Origin of the sequence: Deinococcus deserti VCD115, from assembly GCF_000020685.1 — a bacterium.
GTDB classification, from domain to species: Bacteria; Deinococcota; Deinococci; order Deinococcales; family Deinococcaceae; genus Deinococcus; species Deinococcus deserti.
Window position 1 is genome coordinate 780,056 of record NC_012526.1, and the last position, 20,008, is coordinate 800,063.

Here is a 20,008-nt window from a genome sequence, read left to right on the forward strand (position 1 = left end):
CGTGAAGTTTTATCCTGCTACACATTAGCGCTTACGAGTGTTTTTGTTGGATTCCAGCCTTCCCACACTTGCTGGACGCTGTGTGGCTGGAGCCCGGTTGCACTGGGCAGAGAGGCTTCCTGGCCTGCCTAACTGTCACTCAACACATCAGATTTTTCGTAGCGACTGCAAGCAAACCTGATAGCTTGATGTGAGTAACGTGGGTTTATATTCCAATCACTGGCTGACCGTCTCCTCGCTTGAGGAAACTGCCTGATGTCTCCGTTGTTGCGCCGCGTCCTGGATTATCTCCGGAAGCACGGGCCGCAACTAGAAGAGGATGTACTAGATGTCTTCAGCCTAAAGCGCGCCCTCTTGACCCGACTCCTAAAAGAGGGGCGTGGTCAGGTGCGTCAGCAGGGCGAGTACCTGTTTCTATCGGGACACGAGGAGCGCGTGGCTGAGCTGCATGGCATGCCCACAAAGCTCGTGACGTCATACGTGATTCTCGATACGGAAACCACCTCAGTAGACCGCGCGGAAGCTCGCCTGCTTGAGGTGGCGGCTGTACGTGTCGAGGACGGCCGCATCTGCGACACGCTGCAATTGCTGGTCTCCGGTGAGCGTATTCCCCGTGAAGTCGCGGAGCTGACGGGCATCCGACAGGAGGAACTGGACCGTGATGGTCAGCCTCTCCCGGACGTCCTGAAGCAGGTACTTGCCTTCATGGGTGATTTACCGGTCGTGGGGCACAACGCGCAGGGGTTCGATGTTCCGCTGCTAAAGCGCTTGTGCCGGGAGCAGAGCCTGAAGTTCCAGGTGCCGTTCGTGTTCGACACCCTGCTTCTCGCCCCGCTGGCCTTCGCTGCCGTGGTCCCTCCCGTAGAGGGCTACGGCCTAGAAGGACTCCACGCCCGCTTCTGCGGTGACGTACATGACGATGCGCACCGGACACTAGCGGACTGCGCTGCGACGTCACGGCTCCTTGCCTACATGGTCGAACGCTTACGGGCCCTTCCAGAAGACCAGAAGGCCCTCATCTCGGCGCTTCCCGTCCCTGAACTGGCCCTGGCGTTTCAGCCCCGATCTATTACGAAGGCCGAATTGGAAAGGCTCTCTTCACGCGCTGCAGGCGCCTTAACAGAGGTCAGCGCTGTGTGGAGTGAAGGCCGACTTCCTCAGCAGGTGAGTGACATGCTGCCCTCGCCGCGGCCCGGTCAGCTGAAGATGGCCGAAAGCGTGTCGGCAACGCTCAGCGGGCCGGGCCGCTTGGTGGTCGAAGCTCCCACCGGTACTGGAAAAACCCGCGCTTACCTTTATCCGGCGCTGCTGCGCGGCGAACCTGGGAAGCCTGTGGTGATCAGCACCCACACCAAGCAACTACAGAATCAGATCGTCAAGGAGGCGCAGCACCTCAAGGATGCAGGGTTTAAGGTTCGTGTCGTGGCCCTGAAAGGGCAGAGCAATTACATCTGTCCAGAACGGTTGCAACTCCTGCTCACGCGCCGGTTTCGCCCTGACGAAGTGCCGGAGGCAGATCAGTACGAAGCGAATGAGAAGGACTTGTCAGCAGGCGTTGAAACTGCCAGTGACGTAGCCGAGGACCAGCGCCCCGGCCGGCTGATCATGCTCCCGGGGCAGGCGCGGGCCGTGGCCCTTTTGACCTTGCACGCGCAGGCTGGAGAGTACGGCGCGTTACCGCCAAGCGCTTTGACCCGCTCTCCGGAGTATCTGCAAGCCAAGATCGTTACGTCGACCGTTGCCAAACGCTGCCGGGATGCTTGCCCGTTCTCCACATGCTGCTCGTATCACCGCACGCAAGCACTGGTGCCGCAGGCCGACGTGGTCGTCGTGAACCACGCTTTGTTGCTGCGCAACCAACTGGGTGGCCTCGAGCAGGAGAATCTGCCGTTCGACCGTGTGGTGGTTGACGAAGCTCACGATCTGCAGGACGCAGCAGAATCCGCCCTTCGCCAGGAGATTGGCAGTGACGCGATCCTGAGCGTCGCTCGGGAGTTTCTCCGCCGCACCCATGGGGAAAGCGCCGGGTTGCTGCCGAGCATTGAGAAGGCCGCGCGAGTTGCCCAAGACGCGAATCTAGCCACGCTTTCGCAGAAGGCCGCCACAGCCTTCGACGTGTTGGTCGCGCGGGTCGACACCTGGCAGGCAGCCCTGCAAGCCTTCGCCATGCAGTTTGGTCAGGGCAGCGAGGCCTTCGGATTTCAGGCAGCCGTTGACCCCCTGCCAATGCAGAGTGCCGAGTGGCGCGCTGTGACTCGCGCTTCAGAGGAACTGACCAGTAGCCTCAAGTACTGCGCTGGCTTCATTCCTTCACTAGCGCAGCGTTCGAGCTATCAGATGGACCTGGAGGCGCTCCTTGCCCGTCTCAATGACCAGATCGATACGCTAGGGGTCTTGCTCGCAAGGTCACTGCCTGGAGCGCATGTGTACGCTGTTACGGCGAATGGGGACAGCGCCTCGATCTGGGCCGTCCCATTGTGGCTTTCCTCCGTACTAGAGGAACTGTGGAAAAAAACCAGCAGCCTGGTCTTTACGAGCGCAACGTTGCGCGTGCCCGGGACATGGGACGCTAAGGGAAGCGGTGATGTTGCCGACTTCGGTGTGTTCGAGCGGGATCTGGCGTTGCCGGAGTCAAGTTACATGGTGCTGCCGCCCGTCTTGCCGTACGACAAGGGATACGTTCTGCTCACGAGCCACCTGCCGCTGGTGCACCACCCGGACTTCTCCGGCCTCGTCGGGCAAGAGATCGACAACCTGGTCACGCAGACGCCAAACCAGGCATTGCATATTTTCACGGCCAATGAACGGCTGCGCCGCGCGAGTCGACACATCAAAAAGCGGCACCTCAATTCTGTGCGTGATGGGACGCAGCGCACTGTGCAGGACCTCCACGGCGATGGAGAATGGCACGCTCTTGGCTCAGCCGGGTTCCTGCAGGGCGTCGACATCCGGGACCTGACCCTCGTCAGCCTCGACAAGACGCCCTTTCCCATCCCGGACCTCGTGCTGGAAGCGCAGCGAAGGGACGTGAACGATTTCGAGACGTACTGGAACACGTTGTACCTGCCAAGGGCCGTATTGAAGTTCGTGCAGGGGTTTGGGCGTCTGGTCCGCAACGATCGTGAAGGCCTCCCGGCGGGTGCTTTTGTCGTCTGGGATAAGCGCCTCGCCTTCGCTCACTATCAGGACCGCTTCCTTGGGGCACTGCCGATCCCGGCCGGGAATGTCCGGCGAGCGCGTAACCGGGAGGACTTTTACGCGCAACTTGGGCACTTGTGGCAGAAGCCCTTGACCTTTGACGAGCTCGTCGCGCCGAAAATGCAGGCGATTAAGCGCTACCGCGAGGAGCTGAAGGGTCTCAAAGATCCGGAGCGGCAACGCAAACTCGAGGAAGCCCTTGTGGACCTCTTTGAATTCCCACCGGGCGGTTTCCGTGAGGGCCAGTACTCGGGCATTGCCGCGGCACTCGACGGCATTGACGTGCTTTCCGTGATGCCGACCGGCGCCGGGAAAAGCCTGGTGTTTCAGCTGCCTGCGTTTCTTGGTGAAGGGTATACGGTGGTTGTTTCCCCCCTCGTGGCGTTGATCCAAGATCAGGTGAGCCGCCTGCAGCAACTCGGTCTTCCCGCGGCGGGCCTCTGGGGAGGGCTGTCACGCGCAGAGCAGGACAGCACACTGGAGGACGTGCGCTGCGGCCGGGTCAAGCTCCTGTACCTCGCGCCAGAGCGCATTCGCAAGGGGGCTGCTGTGCGCAAACTCCTCCAGGGGCAACCGCCGGAACGCGTGGTGTTCGATGAAGCGCACACGCTCCTGGAATGGGGCCATGACTTCCGCCCAGATTACTTACACGTACGTCAGGAATTACAGAACCTCGGTGTGAAAGCGGCTGTCAGTGCCTTTACTGCCACCGCAAACCCGGAGACACGCCGGAAACTGATTCAAGTCCTTGGCATGGACGGGCCTGAACGCATTGAGCTCGGCGTAAGGCGGCACAACCTGTATTACGAGGTGGTAGACGTCCAGACCCGCATTGGTGGGCGCAAGAGGCGTAATAAAGCAGCGTCTGTTGAAGACAAGCCTGAGGGCAACGCGCGAAATGTCAGTCGGGACGAGGTGCTGCTCACGATGCTCGCGGGCCTCAAAACCAACGAGGATACCCGCGACGGGCGGGCCATCGTCTACGTTGGCAGCCGTGCAAAAGCTGAGCGCCTCACGGCCATGATCGGTGAAATCGGCGTGGAGGTTGCGGCTTACCACGCTGGCCTTTCCCCGGCCGTGCGGACGGAATTGCTCGACCAGTTCCAGGCCCGGTTCATCCGTGTGATGGTCGCCACAAATGCCTTCGGGATGGGCGTAGACGCCCCAGACATCCATCTCGTGGTCCATTACGACGCCCCTCTTTCTTTAGAAAGTTACGTTCAAGAGGCTGGGCGTGCCGGTCGCGATCCGAACATTCAGGCACGAGCTGTCCTGCTCTGGAGTAATGGCAGCGAGCGGCGGGCGAAGTACCTCATTGATCACGGATACCCGGATAAAGAGGGGGCGCAGACCCTGCTCAACGTCATGAAGAACGGTCCGGCCTTCCCGACCCTCTCAGAGCTTGGGCAGTGTGACGGCGTTGACGTCAATGTGCTGCCGACGCTGCTGCACCTGCTGGAAGTCAGTGGGGCCCTGCGGTACAGCTATGTGCCAGGCTTGTGCCGCGTGTATCCGTATTACGGCGTGGACTTGCCGGACGACCCGGCCGTCCGGGATCTCGTGGAGCGCACCCGAAAAGAACCTGTGCACCTCTCCCGTCTGTACCGAGATCGGGCAGCAGCCATCGAGGACCGGCTGATCGAGTTGCAGCGGGAAGGCAAGCTCGGCGTGATGCTCCTCGAACCCGCGCTGCGCATCGACCTGCGGCAGGACCGGATCGGCCTGACCAGCTACGAAGAGCGGGTGCTGAACCTCAAGCGGGCTAAGCACGAGCGGTTCCGCGAATTCACGCGGTTCCTCCTCGACCGCCAGACCTGCCGTGGCATGCACCTGCAGCTGCATTTTGAACACCGCGGGGATCGCTGCGGCAACTGTGATGTCTGCGCTCCCGAAAGACCCGCCCCTTGGGAAGGCATTGACGTGGACTTCGCAAGCCTCTGGAATCTACGCAAGGAACTGCTGCGACTCCTCACTCACCTGGAAAAACAGGAGCATTTCGTTGGAAGAAGCACGCTGGTACGAATTCTGCGCAACGAAGAAGTCAAAGGGTTCCAGGGGGGCCAGGACGGCCAAGCCGGAAACGCCCCCACGGCTAAACCATTCCACTGGAAGGAGAAAAGCGCACCGAACTTCGGGAAATTGCGGTTTATCAAGGCACAGGACATCCGCAGTGATCTCGAAGCGCTCTGCGGTGACGGTCTAGCTCAGGTGGAACAGCGCAGCTTCCGGTCCGGCGGCCAGCCCCTTCCGGTGGTCATCCTCACAGACCGCGGGCGACAGGTGGCTAAGTCGTGGAGCGTGTCATGAGAAACGCTGCTGGCTCTGACGGTGCCCCGCGCCCCGCCCCCGACGTCCTCATCCGCGAAGTGGAGGTCATCTTTCTGGAGCGCCTCGGCCGTGACCCTGCGGCAAGTGCCTGGCTTTCGGTGCAGTGCCGCGAGATGGATGTCCTCACCGCCCTGAAGCGCCGGCTGCCGAGGGTGCCTCTGAACGTCGAGGACGTTCTCACGGCCGCGCAAGGCAGCCCGGCTATTACGTGCAGGCTGGCGCCAGCGGAAGTGGTGGACGGACAACTCTCACGCCACGTGCTGCACTGCAACCCACGCAAGCTACCGGGGGTCACTTCCTTTGCCGTGCAGGACGACTTCGCCCGGCTCGCAAGGGAATTCAATGCGGCGGGACACCAACCGGCACCCGGGCTGAGCACGAACGAAGTCCTTTTGCGGGCTGTACAGGAAGTGGGGAAACGCTCAGCGAATTCAGGACGACTGACAAGATTTGAGGGCACCCTGACGGTTCGTAATGCTGGGTACGGCAGCGACGACGCCATTCAGGTGCTGCGGGTGCTGTGTCCCTCCTGGCTCAGCGCAACCGTCGAAGGCCGCCGCATCACCCTACAGGCCAATCCGGCTTTCAACGGCTGCTACCAAGGTCCGGTTACCGTGGAAACCAATGCAGGAGCCGCAACGGCTTTCGTCACTTCCAGGCACTGGTCATGCCCGCCCTTCACGGAGGACCCCGTCAGTTGGCGCACCCTGTCGACCCGGCACGCTCATCTTGACGAGGAAATCACAGCCCAGCTGGTTGAGGAACACCTCTTGGCTGCTGGTTACCGGGCTCTGGCGGGAGGGTTCTTTGCAAAAGCCAGCCAAGCTGCACCTTCGCGGGACGTTACGACCGACGCGTCGAGCAAAAGTGAGACGCCCAGCGACCCTGGCGTAGCAACCTGCACGTGGATAATTACAGCCCTCCACTTGGAAGAAGCCCGCCTCCCCGCTGAGGGACACGCACAACTCGTCAGGCTTTACTCACCTGACGGCATGGATCGGTACGATGTTCCCTTCGACGGTGAGGCGCTACATGGGGAGGCTCTCGCGGACCTGTTCCTGATGTGGGAAGTCAAAGCAGGCCGGGAATTGCACCTCACGCCGTATAGAGGGCATTACCAATTCGAAGTGCGCCGTCCAGGCACGTGGCTGCACATGCAAGCTGTGGAGTACCGGGTTGTTTCCACGCTCCAAGCCCTGCACCGGACGCCTTTGTTCTGGGATCAGGTTGAGGACTGGCTGGCTACCACCCCCGTAACGATGCTGATTCAGGGCAGCGAGGTAGGCCTGCTCCGGGACCTGCTGCAACGCTTTCCAGAACGCCTAGACCTCCGAACAACCACGCAACCAGTCGGCGAAGACCGCATTTATTTCGTGATGGGCGATGGTTCCGTTAAGACGCGAAATCTCCCAGAAGGCCAATCCCTGACGGGCGGCCAATGGCCGGAAGAATTATGGGAGCAGTGCGCGCCTGATGCCCATAGCCACAAAGCAGTGTCACAGCTCCCACCGACAACACAGCCCACGGATGGGCTGATGACCCGTCCGGCGAGGGGAGATCTAACTCCTCCGCGGGCCACAGTCGGCGCCTTAGACCCTTACGACATGTGGAGTAGCGCGGTGGCCCACCCCCTCCAGAACCCGGACAAAGTGCTGCAGAGCATTAAAGCCATCCTTCAAGTCGAAGGGCCAATGGTCGGCCATCAGCTCTACGCTCGGTACAGTCAAGCTGCTCAAGCCATCAAGGACCGTCCTGCGCTTTCTCCTATGCAACTCAAGAAGGTGCTGAATCCACTTCTGTATACCGCCGCGCAACGAGGAGAACTAATGGCTGAGGATGAGTTCGGCACGGGCGGACAGATCGGCCTGGTGTACCGACTGCCCGGACAGCCCACACGCCCCCGACTGAAGGGCGACCGCAGCCTGGACCGGATTCCAAACAGTGAACTCCGCGCAGTGGTGGCGTCTCTACCGCGCAACCCCAAGACGCCTGGACAGGCTAAGAGCTCCGAACTGGAGCAGGCTGTCTGGGTCCTTGAGCAGTTCGGTTTCGGCCGATTCATCGAGGGTGGTCTAGAGCGTGTTCGGCCACTCTTGAGAGAACGATTCTCGGCGTCGCTGCCAGCAGAAAAGTCTAAGCGCCGCCGCATAAGCTGAGGTTCCTCGACCAACTGAACCTGGAAAGTGGGCGGATCAGTTGCTGAGTTTCTCCAGACGGGCAAACTCGAGCGTAATGCGTTTTGTTCCGCTCTCGAAGCGAATGAGCGCTTCCGTCTGCGCCCCTAACACCTTGACCTGCACCACTTCACCGTCCCCGAACCGGGCATGACGAACCCGTTCACCGGGTGACAGCGCCAGGGATGTATTGGTTGGTATGGTGCTGCGTCCCAGGGCATCTACGCTGGAACTGCGCGTCGTTGACCCAGCCGCACTCCCCGGTGACCGCGGCTCCGTGCGGCTGGGTCCACCGCGCCGCGCGGTCAGCACAGCCTCAAGGTCAGGCCACTTGCCTCCTTTGATCCCTGCGATGTCCAGTGGACCGTGAGCAGCGTACTTCTGTAGGTCAAGCAGGCGACGCACCTCCGCGGCGACGGGATCAGTGTGCGTGGCCAGTGCCTGGTGGTTTGCCAGGTTGTGAAAGCCTGCCAGCAGTGGCCGGCGTACTTCTGGTGTGAGCCAGCGCTGTACGAACCCCTCGTGTTCAAACTGCCCCAGGATCTCCGCCGCTTCAATCGTATCGCCCGCTGACCACGCCTGCGGCTGGCGGGTGAGGAGCCCAGCCAGGCGGTCATGCTGCCGGACCACACGGTCATAATTGACGTCCTCAAGGAAGCGGGTGGTGTTGTCGTCCTCACCCACAATCAGGTGCAGTTCTTGCTGCGCTCGTGTTAAGGCCACGTAGAATACCCGCCGCTCTTCCTCGCCTGCGGCGGGATCTGCGTGCGGTTTGCCAGTGTAAATGGCTGACGTACAGTCGGGAATGATGACCACGGGCCACTCCAGCCCCTTGGCACGGAACGCAGTCATGATCGTCAGGCGTGGCTCTTCATCTTGCCCCCGTTTCCGAAGGGTTTCCTCGTAGCGAACCTGCTCGTGCAGCTGCGCGAGATGCGTGACAAGTTCACCCAGCGAGCGGGTCTGCGCCATTTCTGCCAGGGCGTCGACCATCCCAGCGCGCTCTTGCCCGAACTCCGTGGTGGGTGCTGTACTCACCAGATACTCGCGGTAACCGATCGCTCCGACAAAGTCCAGCAGGACGTCTCGGCCCGGGGTGGTCCCCATATCCTCCGTGAGGAAACCGAGCCAGGTGGCCAGCAATGCCACTGGTTTGGCTACATGATCCGGCTGGCTCTCCGCAAAAGCCTCAAGCGTGGTCGCGAGGGTGCGTCCCGAACGCCAAGCCTCCCGCGCAATGCGTTCGACGTCAGTGAGCCGTAAATACCGGGAAGGCCGGTGGGCAACACTCTTCCAGTGCGCCTGTATCCGCTCCCGCCGTTCGGTGCTCAAGGGACGGCCAGCCAGCGTGTCCAGGTCCGCGAGGGCCAGTTCGATGTACGCGAGTAACGTGGTGACCTCTGGACGCCGGTAGAACGGTGCAGCTCCAATCAGACGGTACGGGGTCCGCTCTTCTAGAAGTACTTGCTCAATCTCTGCCGACTGCGCGTACGTGCGCAGAAGGATGACGATGTCGTCGGGATTCCGGCCTTCTTTGAGAGCCTGCATTGCAACGTGCGCCGCTTCCCCGGTGCGTGGAGGATGAATGTGCACGCCGCAGCCATTTCGGGTGGCTCGGAGCCGCTTCGGGGCGCGGATGCGGTTCTCCCCGATCACCCGATCTGCCAGGGCAATGACGCCCAGCGGGCAGCGGAAGTTCGCTGGTAGGGTATATTCCTGCGCACCGTATCGCTTCGCAAAGCCAAGGATGAACCGGGGGTGCGCGCCGCGCCACTGGTAGATGGTCTGATCGTCATCTCCAATAGCCATGTACGAGCGGCAGCCCCCTGCAACAAGGTCCATCATCTCGCTCTGAGCGAGGTTCACGTCCTGGAACTCGTCCACGCTGATGTAATCCCATTTGGCTCGGATGTCCTGCTGAAGCGCTGAAAAGCGGCTCAGCAGCATCCACGCGGCGACGATCATGTCATCGAAGTCCAGTTTGCCTTCCCTGCGGCGGAGCTCATCATGGCGTTCGTACACGCGTGCGTATGGGTCGGGACCGCCTTCTGGTGGCTGCACCAGTGCTGCCGCTTGCGGCGGGAGGTCCTGCGGAAGATACGGAAGACGGAGGTTGCCTTTTTGAATTCCCAGGTACGTGTCGAAGTCCTTAAAGGTCATCTGCCTCAGACGAGACGCAAGTTCTCGCTCGTCCTCAGAGAGCTCGGCAAGCAATTGTGTGCGGGCTTCACTGAACAGGCGTTGACTAAAATGGTCCTCACCGATGATGAGGTCAGTCAGGCCCATAGTGCGCGCCCGGTCCAGGATGCGGGTGGCGAGCGCATGCAGAGTCAGGGTTTCAACGCCCGCGCACTCTGGATATTCCGCAAGTTTTTCTCGGAGGCTCCGGCCAGCCTCGCGTGTGAACGTAGTCGTGAGGATGCGGGTCGGTCGTACGCGTTTGTGATTGACGAGATAGCGTACTCGGCTCACCAGTGTTGTGGTTTTCCCGCTCCCCGCGACCGCGAACACGAGGGCGTGACCGTCACAATGTTCCACAATGCGCTGCTGCTCAACAGTAAATTCCATTCCCTTAATGGTAGAGGGTTGGTTCAGCAAGTTCCTTGCACTTGAGAAGACCAAGACGGGGTGAGCTGGGCTTTCCGAGGGCAGCAGTCGACTCTACCCACATCGCCATTCTCTTCTGACAGAAGATGTGAACCCGTGCTCTAGTGTGGTATGTCGCTTCAACGTTACGTTGGTCACATTCGTCATTTGCGCGATCGGCTGTGGATGCCTGGAGTTCATGGACGAGCAGCCGTCCTGGTAGGAGCAGGTTTCAGTCGAAATGCCCAGGCAATTTATGCTGATGCGCCTGAGTTTGCCTTGCTGTCTGACTATGTGGAGGTGTTCGCGAAGGCACTTGGACGGGACGTGAATGATGCAAAGTTCATTCCGATTGATCGGCTAGCAGAAGAGTATGAATCATCGTTTGGTCGGGAAGCACTAAACGATGTGATTCAACGCTTGATCCCTTGGACAGCATATCGACCCGGTCAACTGCACAAAAAACTTCTCCAGCTGCCTTGGGCAGATATTTTTACTACAAATTACGATCCACTTTTGGAAAGTGCACGACAGTTGGTGCCCACCCGTCGGTATGACTTTGTGACGCACCCCGATGACCTGCCAACTGCTCAGAGGCCGCGAATTATAAAGCTTCATGGTAGTTTTCCTTCTACGCGGCCCTTCGTATTTACTGAAGAAGATTTCCGACAGTATCCTCAACGATTTGCGCCGTTCGTAAACGCAGTACAACAAAGTATGCTAGAGAACACCCTGTGTTTAGTTGGATTTCAGGGAGATGATCCGAACTTTTTGCGGTGGGCTGGGTGGATCAGAGACGAATTAGGACCGCATCGACCTCTCATTTATCTCGTGAATATTTTAAACCTCAATGACGCAAGAAGGCGTTATTTAGAAAAACGCCAAATTATTCCAATTGACCTGGGAGACATCTTGGAATTCAAAGATGGAACACCTATGTCTGAGCGCTTCAGAATTGCGAATGACTGGTTTTTGGAATCCCTTAAAAACGGACGCCCGGAGAATCTACTAGACTGGCCAAAACATTCTAAACCTGCAAAGACGATAATGTACTCTCCCCTTCCTATCGAGCCTAGTCGTGCTAGGATAAGGCGGCTTCTTACAAGTGATAATTATTCCCCAGATCAGCTGTTCCTTTATTGGCGCGAACGCCGTGAAACCTATCCAAAGTGGGAAGTGTTTCGAACTGTTCATAGCGAATATTTAAAATATGATCCGCATCACGGAGCGTATTATGCTTTTAAATCAGTCCAGGAGTTGCCTGCACCACTTGATATTCTGCTTTTGCGAGAGCTGGTATGGCGATACACCCTTCAACATGCCCCACTCGAACCTGAACTGTTACAGGAAGTTATAACTAGGCTTGATCTGTACGCGCCGTTCGACACAGGACGCGACGCTCCTGAAAACCAGATCAACCGCACTTCCACTCCTTCATTAAAGATTCCGGCAGCCTGGGCCCCTGACGGCAAAGAGAGAGACTTGAGCTGGTCTGAAGTGCGCTCCATTTGGATTGAGCTGGCCTTCGCTGTTCTAGCGACACACCGCATGTATCTTGATGTCGAAGCCTTCAAAGAGTGGTCGAGCTGTTTAGAACAACACGCTGACCTCAGTCATTTCCCAGAATGGGAAGCGCAATGGCACTGGGAGCAGGTGAGACTTGCTATTAACCTGCTGGATGTAAAAGGCGCTGAAACAAGTCTGCAGGTGTGGCCCCAGAACCTCGGGAACCCTTTCTGGGAAATACGGCGAGCAGCATCGCTAGGAGAATTGGGCCACCTGGAGAAGGCCCGGACGATCTTCACCAGTGCTCTCGAACGGCTCCGCGCTGGCCATCAACCTGGGCAACTGAACCCTCGCTTGATGTCACAGCTCGCTTGGGCAATACGATTGAGGAGTTTTATATTCGATGGATTTGATGAAGGTGTTCCTGAACAAGAGGAGGAATTTGAGGACAAGGAAGGATTGTGGCGGTTAGGGATCGATCCGTCAGCCGATCTAAGACACTGGACAACTCTTGTCTCTGCTAAATATCGCGAAGCATCAAGATCAGCAGTAAAGCTAGAATTTCGGCGTGAGTTTGATATAGGTCAGGCAACACGAACTTTTTCAACTCAATTTAATGATGAGATCGAAAGTGATCCGTTGGTGGGAATGAGCTTTCTCCGATTCTTGGAATGGGCAGCCTATCCCTTACGTATCGGAAGCCGTGTTTTCGCCACGCAGGACCTTCAGCCTGCTCTCCTTTTGCTGAGCCATCCTTTTACTTTTCATACGGCAGTGCTGACCAGTATTCGCGTTGGGGATTCCAATACGCTAAATGGACTGCTGTCGCGTGAGCGAGTCGCTGCTCTACCGAATGACCAGTTGGAATTCCTTACCCAAACCCTGTTCACGTCCGTCAGGCAGACTGTAAGCAGAGTAAGAGGATCTAACGACAACCTTCGTTTGGAACAATTTAGGTTAGTCAGCCATATTCTTACCCTAGGTATTGAAGCCCTTTCTCGTGTGATTTTGCGTGCATCGACTGATGTAATAAGAAGTGCTCTAGATCTAGCGATAGAAGTGGCTGAGACCCCGTCGGTTCAACAGGACTACCGCTGCTACGAAGCAATGTCATTGTTTGTAAACCGAATTCTTGACCGGTGGGATAAAGATGACATTGAGGCGTTGGTTCAGCGGCTTGCTGACTTTCCTCTACCGCAGTCAGAACAATTTACGTACAAGTGGCCTACGCCACTCTTGCACCAGCATTTCGACCGTATTAAACGTACGACTAATAATCGGTGGGTGACTTCTAGAACGGTGGATCGACTAATCAATGTGGTGATGACAAACCCTATTGGTCAAAGGCCATTCGCGAGCCTAGCGCTTTTCAGACTTTTAAAAATGAATGCTCTCAGTGATCGGGAAGCTAAGAGATATGGTGATGCTCTATGGCATCTTATTGACAAACACTCTAAGCTGCCAATGCAGACAGGACTAATGGATTTCGCCTTACTCTCAATACCGACCTCCAAATCAGTCCAACCGGACGTACGGTTTAAGGAATACTTTTTGAGCGATAGGTTCTTTGACGTTGAACTAAACTCGAGCGTGGTTGCAGGTCAGGGCGATTCTGCGGATACTATTATAAAAGGCTTATTAAATTTATTGGGAAGTAGTGAACCTGATGAAAATGGCAGCGTACCAATTACTTGGTCATCAGATGAGGCAGAGAAGCTTCTTATCAACCTGCAAGAGTGGTGGTTCAAATGGATTGAGTATGTAAACGTTAGTCTTCAGCAACGTGGTGGTTTCTATTCGGGTAACCTAGAAAAAGCTACAAGAAGTATCCTGCAAGTCGTACACGACCTGATTTTGAAAAATTGGTCTGAAGACCCTAAGATCGTATACCAATTTTCTGATTTGATTCAAAAGTACATGAATGACAAGGGATTTACTATCCCATCAGTCCTGGGGGATCATAAAGGGATTACACATGAGTCGGTTATTAACGCTTTGCTTAGTAATAATGATCGAATTATGGAGCGGGCGATATGGGATGCCGCGAAGATAGTGCAAGCAGGAAACGAAGGTGAAAGGGAGATACTCCGTAGGTTACTAGTTTCCCGAGTTATTGATCGTGCCTCCCCAGAATTGGACACTGTTTTACGTGCAATAACCTTTTTAATCGAGCAACGGGCCCAAATTCTGCATCCAGACGAACATTCACTACTGCTTACTAGCCTCGACTATTTGGCTAACGAGACAGAACTAAAATCGCAGAACCTCACTGTGTTGTCGCACGAAGCACGTACAGCCCGCAGTGATATAAGAGCCGCTGCGTCAAAGCTTGTTGTAATACTCCTACAGCATGCGTCGTCGTTGCGCTTCGACTCAGACCTAAGTCTCCATCCCACTATTCGGAAGTGGCGGGCTATAGGGCAAAATGATCCTTTGCCAGAAGTGCGTCAACCGTGGGAAAATTTTATGTAATGGAGCGCTCGTTTGCTGCAATGGGTGTAAACACCCTCTCTAGCTGGGCTATGTCTGAGGAGGCTTTTGGCTGACTACCAGTCAAAACTCGTGAGGGCATGAAAAAAGTCGGCTCCAGTAGGGTATTTCTGCGTTGAAAACCCGGAGCCGACACCCACACGACAGCCTGCAGACCGCGCTGCGGTGTGCGTTTCCTCTTGACGGCCGCCGTCTTGAGGTCCTGACGGCGCTGATCCTGGCCATGGTGCAAGCCCGCAGTGTCGTGCTGTACACGCTGAAGACTCATGTGCACTTGCCCGGCTCCTTCGACACGCGGTACCAGCGGTTGCGGCGTTTTGTCCGCTTCGAGTTTCCAGACCATTTCTTTGTCCGCTTCGCGCTGTTCTCCCTCCCAGACGGCGAGCTGAACCTGATCCTGGACCGCACCAATTGGAAACTGGGCAAGCAGGATGTCAATATCCTGCTGCTCTCTGCAGTCTGGGACAGCTTCAGTCTGCCGTTGGTGTGGGCACTGCTCCCCCATGGGGGAAGCAGCTCGCATCAGGAGCGCTTCGCGCACCTGTTGCGCTTTGTGCGGTGCTGCTCCGAGCGACACATCGGGAGCCTCCTCGCGGATCGGGAGTTCATCGGGAAATCGTGGTTTACCTTTCTTGATCAGCACGGGATTGCGCCCTGTATCCGCCTCCCGGCAACGGCGACGATCGGGACCGGCAAACTGCCGGTCTCGTACGGCGTGTCCTCGCGCCTGTGTGCCACCAAGAATACTGCTGACGAGGTGCTGTACCTCGCGTACCGGGGTTACGCTTCAGTGAATCTCCGCCGCTATGCTCAGCGCTGGCAGGCGGAAAACCTGCACTCCGCCTTGAAAACCAGAGGCTTCAACCTGGAAGACACGGGCCTGACGCAGGCAGAGCGCGTCTCGACCGTGCTGACCTGTGTGTCGGCTGCTTTTATCTGGGCCTACGTAACGTGCCAGGTCCTGGCTGCCAAGCAGCCCGTGAAACGGAAGGAAGACGGATACCGTGCGGTATCCGTCTTCCGACTGGGACTCGATCATCTTCAGGATCTGCTACTCCATCCATCACTATCGTCCTGGCGGGCATTACAGGCCCTCATGCCGAGTTTTGACTGGTAGTCAGGGCTTTTGGACGGATAGTCGTGTTTGAGGCGGCGTGACGGGTCAGGCTGGCTCGGATCTGGCGTTGAGAAGAAAATGGAGTCTGGTGTGCACAGCCGTTCTCAGTAAGTAGGCTCGAGGGCTTGTTTGCTAATGTTCTTGTGTGCACCGTGTGTGCACCAGAGTTGCGAAAGGCTGGGATTTCAAGGGAAACCGATTATTTGGTGAAGTAAAAAACGCCCATTTTATGGGCGTTTCTGGGAAGTCGCTGGATTGAGTGGGAATAGCTTGGTTGCCTTGACACGGTAGGGGTCAGGGGTTCAAATCCCCTCGAGTCTACCAACAGAACTCCCGTCCAGGCGGGGGTTTTTCCTTTTATGCCCAGGCGCTCTAAGGGGCTTTAAAGGGGCGTGTGTGCACTGATCGTTGCAGGTTTCAGCTGCCCGCTTGTGTAGGGGTCATGTACGGAAACTGGCTGAGCTCCAAGTTGTGGGAGCCCTCACGCATTACGGTCTAACAACGGGTCACGGCTGTGGAGGGACACAACTTCGGCTCAAACGGGAAATTTTCAAATTCGTTGGGACGAAATATATGGAGCTTCGGACCCGCGATTTTGTAATGATGAGATACTTCCAGGCATCGAAAGTACAAAAAAAGCCCAAGCTATGGATCCAAAGTGGAGCAGGTAAGCATTTCCATGAGAAGATCTTTAAACCCTCTGTTGGATAGGAGATGTAGCTGGCCTACAGTTGAGTCAACCTACATCTAAAGCCAAGCTGGCTTATTTAGGTGCGGCATGCCGTAGCCCAGGTAACTCTGGGTTTCTGAACCTCCACGGTTTCCTCTGCCTGCTCAATCGGGCCTTCATAAACCGGGTGAAAATCTGCCTGAGCTAAAGTTACGTTTTGAAAAACCGATGCTCAGAAGACATAAAAACAGCGATTTTATCGGGAAAAGGGTCATCTCCGGACCTTTGTGAGGACCACTTGCCTTCTCGTGTTAGAGACCTGTTAGAAAACAAAATATATGGTGGGGATGTGGAAACGGGGAACACCCGAGCCCCACATGCTATCCCCGGCCAGACGGACCTTACTTCTATCCTTTATCCCGATGGCCAAACAGGAGATCACCATGAAGAACGGAACGCAAGGCTTCACCCTGATTGAGCTGCTCATTGTTATCGCCATCATTGGCATCCTGGCTGCCGTCCTGATCCCTAACCTGCTTGGCGCCCGGAAGAGCGCCACCGCCCGCGCTGGTCAGGCGCACAACAGCAATGTCTACAAAGCCGCCATTGCCAACCTGGCTGACAACAACACCGCCACCGCAGCCACCGTTATCACCGCTATGGGCGGGGCTGACTGTAAAGACGGCGTGGTAGGGACCTACACTGTTGATACTGCTCCTGCCGGCACCACCAGCTGCCAGATCACCGCCAACGGCACCGACGACTTCTTCGTTGACACCGTCATGGACGCCTCCGGCAATAACAAGAACTTCCGTAACGGCAAGGAAACCGCCGCGGCTGCTCCTGCTGCTCCTGCCAACTAAAAACTTTTGCAACGAGGTTGGACCGCCCTTCGGGGCGGTTTTTGCATAGGAGCGCATAGGCCTTAATCAAGCGGCCCTGCGCACCACTCAGAACCTGCAATACTCATTCATACTGATATGAGGTTTTATTGATCTGAGCATAAGTTCATAGCGTCCTGATGCCGTGGCGATCTCTGGAAGAGGCTGTTCTGGGCTGCTATCACTATGAATCAACGTACAGATCAGTAATAGGTTCAGTACCCAGGAGCAATCCATGACGCGACCAAACCATCAACAGCGTGCGTTAGCATGGCAGTTACCGCTACTAATAGCTCTGTTTGGTGCTTTGATCTGGCTTCTTTGGCCCCAAGTCCGTTTCTATACAGCACCAGAAAACAGAATGGCGCGCATTTGTAGAAATGACGTCAAATGCATCAACAAAAAGCTGCAGGAACTTGTAGCGTCTAGGGGCCCAAAAGAAGCCTTGCGAGTCGCTGTCCATCTGAGCAACATAGAACCGTTAGCCGATCACGGGCATACCTTCGCACATGAAGTTGGGTATGCAACTTACAAAAAGTATCCGACGCTCAGCGAACAAATCCAGGCTTGTGATGACACTCTAGGTAGCGGCTGCTACCACGGCGTCATGATGCTTTTCATCTCAAAGCCTGGCAACGCAGACGCAGATTTGTCAAAAACCTGTGCGCCCTTTGCAGGTAAAAAACCCCATGCAATGTATACGGACTGTGTCCATGGCATTGGACACGGGCTGATGATGCAGGCCCTAATGCTAAAGGGAAAGGATGCCGGCTGGAAGGAGATCCAGGCTGCCTTGAAAGGCTGTCGTCGAATTAGGTCTGCAGATTCTACAGAATACAGTTTCTGCTCAGGCGGAGTGTTTATGGAATACCGCGTGGCAGCTACCATGAACACCTTTCACTACCCGAACCCACCCAGATACCCTAAGAACGATGTGCATTGGCCTTGTTCAAAGGTGTCAGGGGTGGCCCGAATTTCGTGTTACAGCTACCAAGGTACCCTAATCGCGCTCGAAGCCCCGTCTCTTGCTGCTGCATTTAAAGTCTGTGCTGAAGCTGGGGGAGAGGCTGCCAGACAGTGCGCATCAAGTATTGGCCGTGATCGCGTCACCGGAGACTTGCATCTCGACACAAAGAGGACTACCGAAATCTGCGGAGCGGCAGCTCATCCAGATCTCCGAGAAACGTGTTTTATAGATTCGGCTCAATATTATTTATATTTGGATCGTAACATTCGTGGGGCATTGCGAATGTGTCGTCTCCCGGGAATCGTAAACATCAAGAAGTGTGAGAAGACCGTTCGCGATGCCGCTAAGAAAGAGTACAGTTTGTCTATATAGACACTATGCTTTCCTTAAGAAGACTTAGTTATTTTGCGATTAAATCGTCAAGTCGCGCCCCGCTGTACGTTGGGGCTTATCAGGGAAACATAAACTTGGTTACTTTAATGATCCCTCGCGAGAGCAAAAAGTTGGTGTGGTTCGCACATATGTGGGCGATCGCAGCATTATTTCACCTCTCAGGTAATGCTAGGGACGCCCTAAATAACCAACCTATCCTAGCAATTCTTTCCCTTCTCATTGCCATTGCGGCGATTTATACATTAATCACGCCATTAAAAAGACAGTGGTTGACCATATTATGTGTTCTAATACCTTTGCATGCTTGGCAGGAAACGCCAGTAATTGGAAACCACTGGATCCTTGCTGCATTTCTTAGCCTTGCTTGGCTTTTCGTTGCTGCTCGTAAAAAGTTTGTTATTAGTACACGGTGGGAGGACTTCATTCCTACTGCTCAACTTACCCTCCTTGCTGCTTACGGCTTCGCAGCTTTCGCGAAAGTGAATACTGATTTTTTAGACCCAGCGGTGAGCTGTGCAGTGTATTACCACGACCAACTTGTAAGATCCTGGGGGTTATCAGAATTACAGGCTTCGGACTCCCCCTTGACGGGGCGAGTAATTGCAGTCCTGGCCATGCTGACGGAGCTGGCCATCTTCGTAGCATTGGCGATACATAAGATACGTCGCTTGGGACTAATTCTTGCGTTCAGTTTTCATTGGCTTCTGGCGATGAATCTTGGTCAACACTTCTGGGATTTTTCTTCTGTTTTGTTTGCGGGTTTCCTGCTGTTTTTGGATGATGTTCAGGTCGCTCGGCTGCAAATTTGGGCAGATCGGGCGGCATACATAGCCCCCAGGCAGACGTTGTTAAGACTTTTCGTCGTGGTTGTCGGCGTATCAATTGCGGGATTAAATATTGTAGCGCCGTTTCCGGAACATAGCTGGGCCTTGCTTCTGATCGGGCATGCGGCATGGTGGCTATATGGAACAGCTGTACTGTTCATTGTATTGGCCTCGCTACTGAGTGTGACGAATGGCAGCAATAGTAATTCCTATCGTAGTGTTGGCATTTTAATAATCATCCCGGTCATTGCAATCTTTAATGGATTGACGCCATATCTAGAGATAAAAACAGGCTTTAGCTGGAATATGTACAGCAATCTTCGCACGGTGGCAGGCCAAACGAACCATTTGCTAATCCCCAGGACATTAGACCTGACCGGCGCTCAGCGCGACTTGGTCCGTATCTTTAATACATCGGACCCGAATTTAGACCAACTGCGCGTAAAGCAGTATGGGCTACCATTCGTAGAGTTTCGAAAGTATGCTCAAGATCATCCGGAGGAATCCGTCACATATGAGCGTGGTGGAGTCATTCGTCATGTTGATCGATTAGGCGACGACTCACTGAGCTACGATCCAATTGATGTAGCCCCGAAACGCCTCCTTTCATTTCGTGCTGTAGATTTACAGACCACTGAGCGGTGCCGGCCGGTATTTTACGCGTCGCGCTGATAGTTGTAAGAGGGATAGGTGGAGTGGATTATTAATCTGAGCGCAAGTTCATAGCGTCCCTGATGCCGTGGCGATCTCTGGAAGAGGCGGTTCTGGGCTGCCATCGCTACGAATCAACGCACAGATCAGGAATGTTCACAAGAGCAGTTGTTGGAATTAGGACACTGAGATCTAGAATCACCATGATATGACCCGGTGCAGT

Annotated in this window: 8 protein-coding genes; 7 read left to right on the forward strand and 1 reads right to left on the reverse strand. The window is 55.8% G+C overall.

Annotated features, from left to right (window positions below):
- Window positions 1–453: 453 nt before the first annotated feature.
- The gene (locus DEIDE_RS03795; protein ID WP_012692623.1) at window positions 454–5,505 is read left to right on the forward strand and encodes a RecQ family ATP-dependent DNA helicase; all 5,052 of its coding nucleotides are present in this window, start codon (window positions 454–456) and stop codon (window positions 5,503–5,505) included.
- Window positions 5,502–7,682, forward strand: coding sequence for a hypothetical protein (locus DEIDE_RS03800; protein ID WP_012692624.1), 2,181 nt, complete (start codon window positions 5,502–5,504; stop codon window positions 7,680–7,682). Before DEIDE_RS03795 ends, DEIDE_RS03800 begins: the two co-directional genes overlap by 4 nt.
- 36 nt (window positions 7,683–7,718) lie before the next feature.
- Here DEIDE_RS03800 and DEIDE_RS03805 read toward each other — a convergent pair whose 3' ends face one another.
- Window positions 7,719–10,268: an ATP-dependent helicase gene (locus DEIDE_RS03805; RefSeq protein ID WP_012692625.1), complete on the reverse strand. Its 2,550-nt coding sequence runs from the start codon at window positions 10,266–10,268 to the stop codon at window positions 7,719–7,721.
- 150 nt (window positions 10,269–10,418) lie between these two features.
- Here DEIDE_RS03805 and DEIDE_RS18350 point away from each other — a divergent pair, with 150 nt between their 5' ends.
- The 5 genes from DEIDE_RS18350 to DEIDE_RS18980 all read left to right on the forward strand — a co-directional run bounded on the left by DEIDE_RS18350 (window position 10,419) and on the right by DEIDE_RS18980 (window position 19,806).
- Window positions 10,419–14,264, forward strand: a complete 3,846-nt coding sequence (locus DEIDE_RS18350) for an SIR2 family NAD-dependent protein deacylase (RefSeq protein WP_083764220.1) — start codon at window positions 10,419–10,421, stop codon at window positions 14,262–14,264.
- A 133-nt stretch (window positions 14,265–14,397) separates the two neighbouring features.
- On the forward strand, window positions 14,398–15,399 hold the full coding sequence (locus DEIDE_RS03810; RefSeq protein WP_012692627.1) for an IS4-like element ISDds2 family transposase: 1,002 nt from the start codon (window positions 14,398–14,400) through the stop codon (window positions 15,397–15,399).
- A 1,113-nt stretch (window positions 15,400–16,512) separates the two neighbouring features.
- Window positions 16,513–16,932 (forward strand): type II secretion system protein, encoded by a 420-nt coding sequence (locus DEIDE_RS19465; protein WP_012692628.1) that lies wholly within the window; start codon window positions 16,513–16,515, stop codon window positions 16,930–16,932.
- 253 nt (window positions 16,933–17,185) lie between these two features.
- Window positions 17,186–18,289, forward strand: a complete 1,104-nt coding sequence (locus tag DEIDE_RS18975) for a hypothetical protein (RefSeq protein ID WP_012692629.1) — start codon at window positions 17,186–17,188, stop codon at window positions 18,287–18,289.
- 107 nt (window positions 18,290–18,396) lie between these two features.
- On the forward strand, window positions 18,397–19,806 hold the full coding sequence (locus DEIDE_RS18980; RefSeq protein WP_162485394.1) for a hypothetical protein: 1,410 nt from the start codon (window positions 18,397–18,399) through the stop codon (window positions 19,804–19,806).
- The last annotated feature ends 202 nt before the right edge of the window (window positions 19,807–20,008 follow it).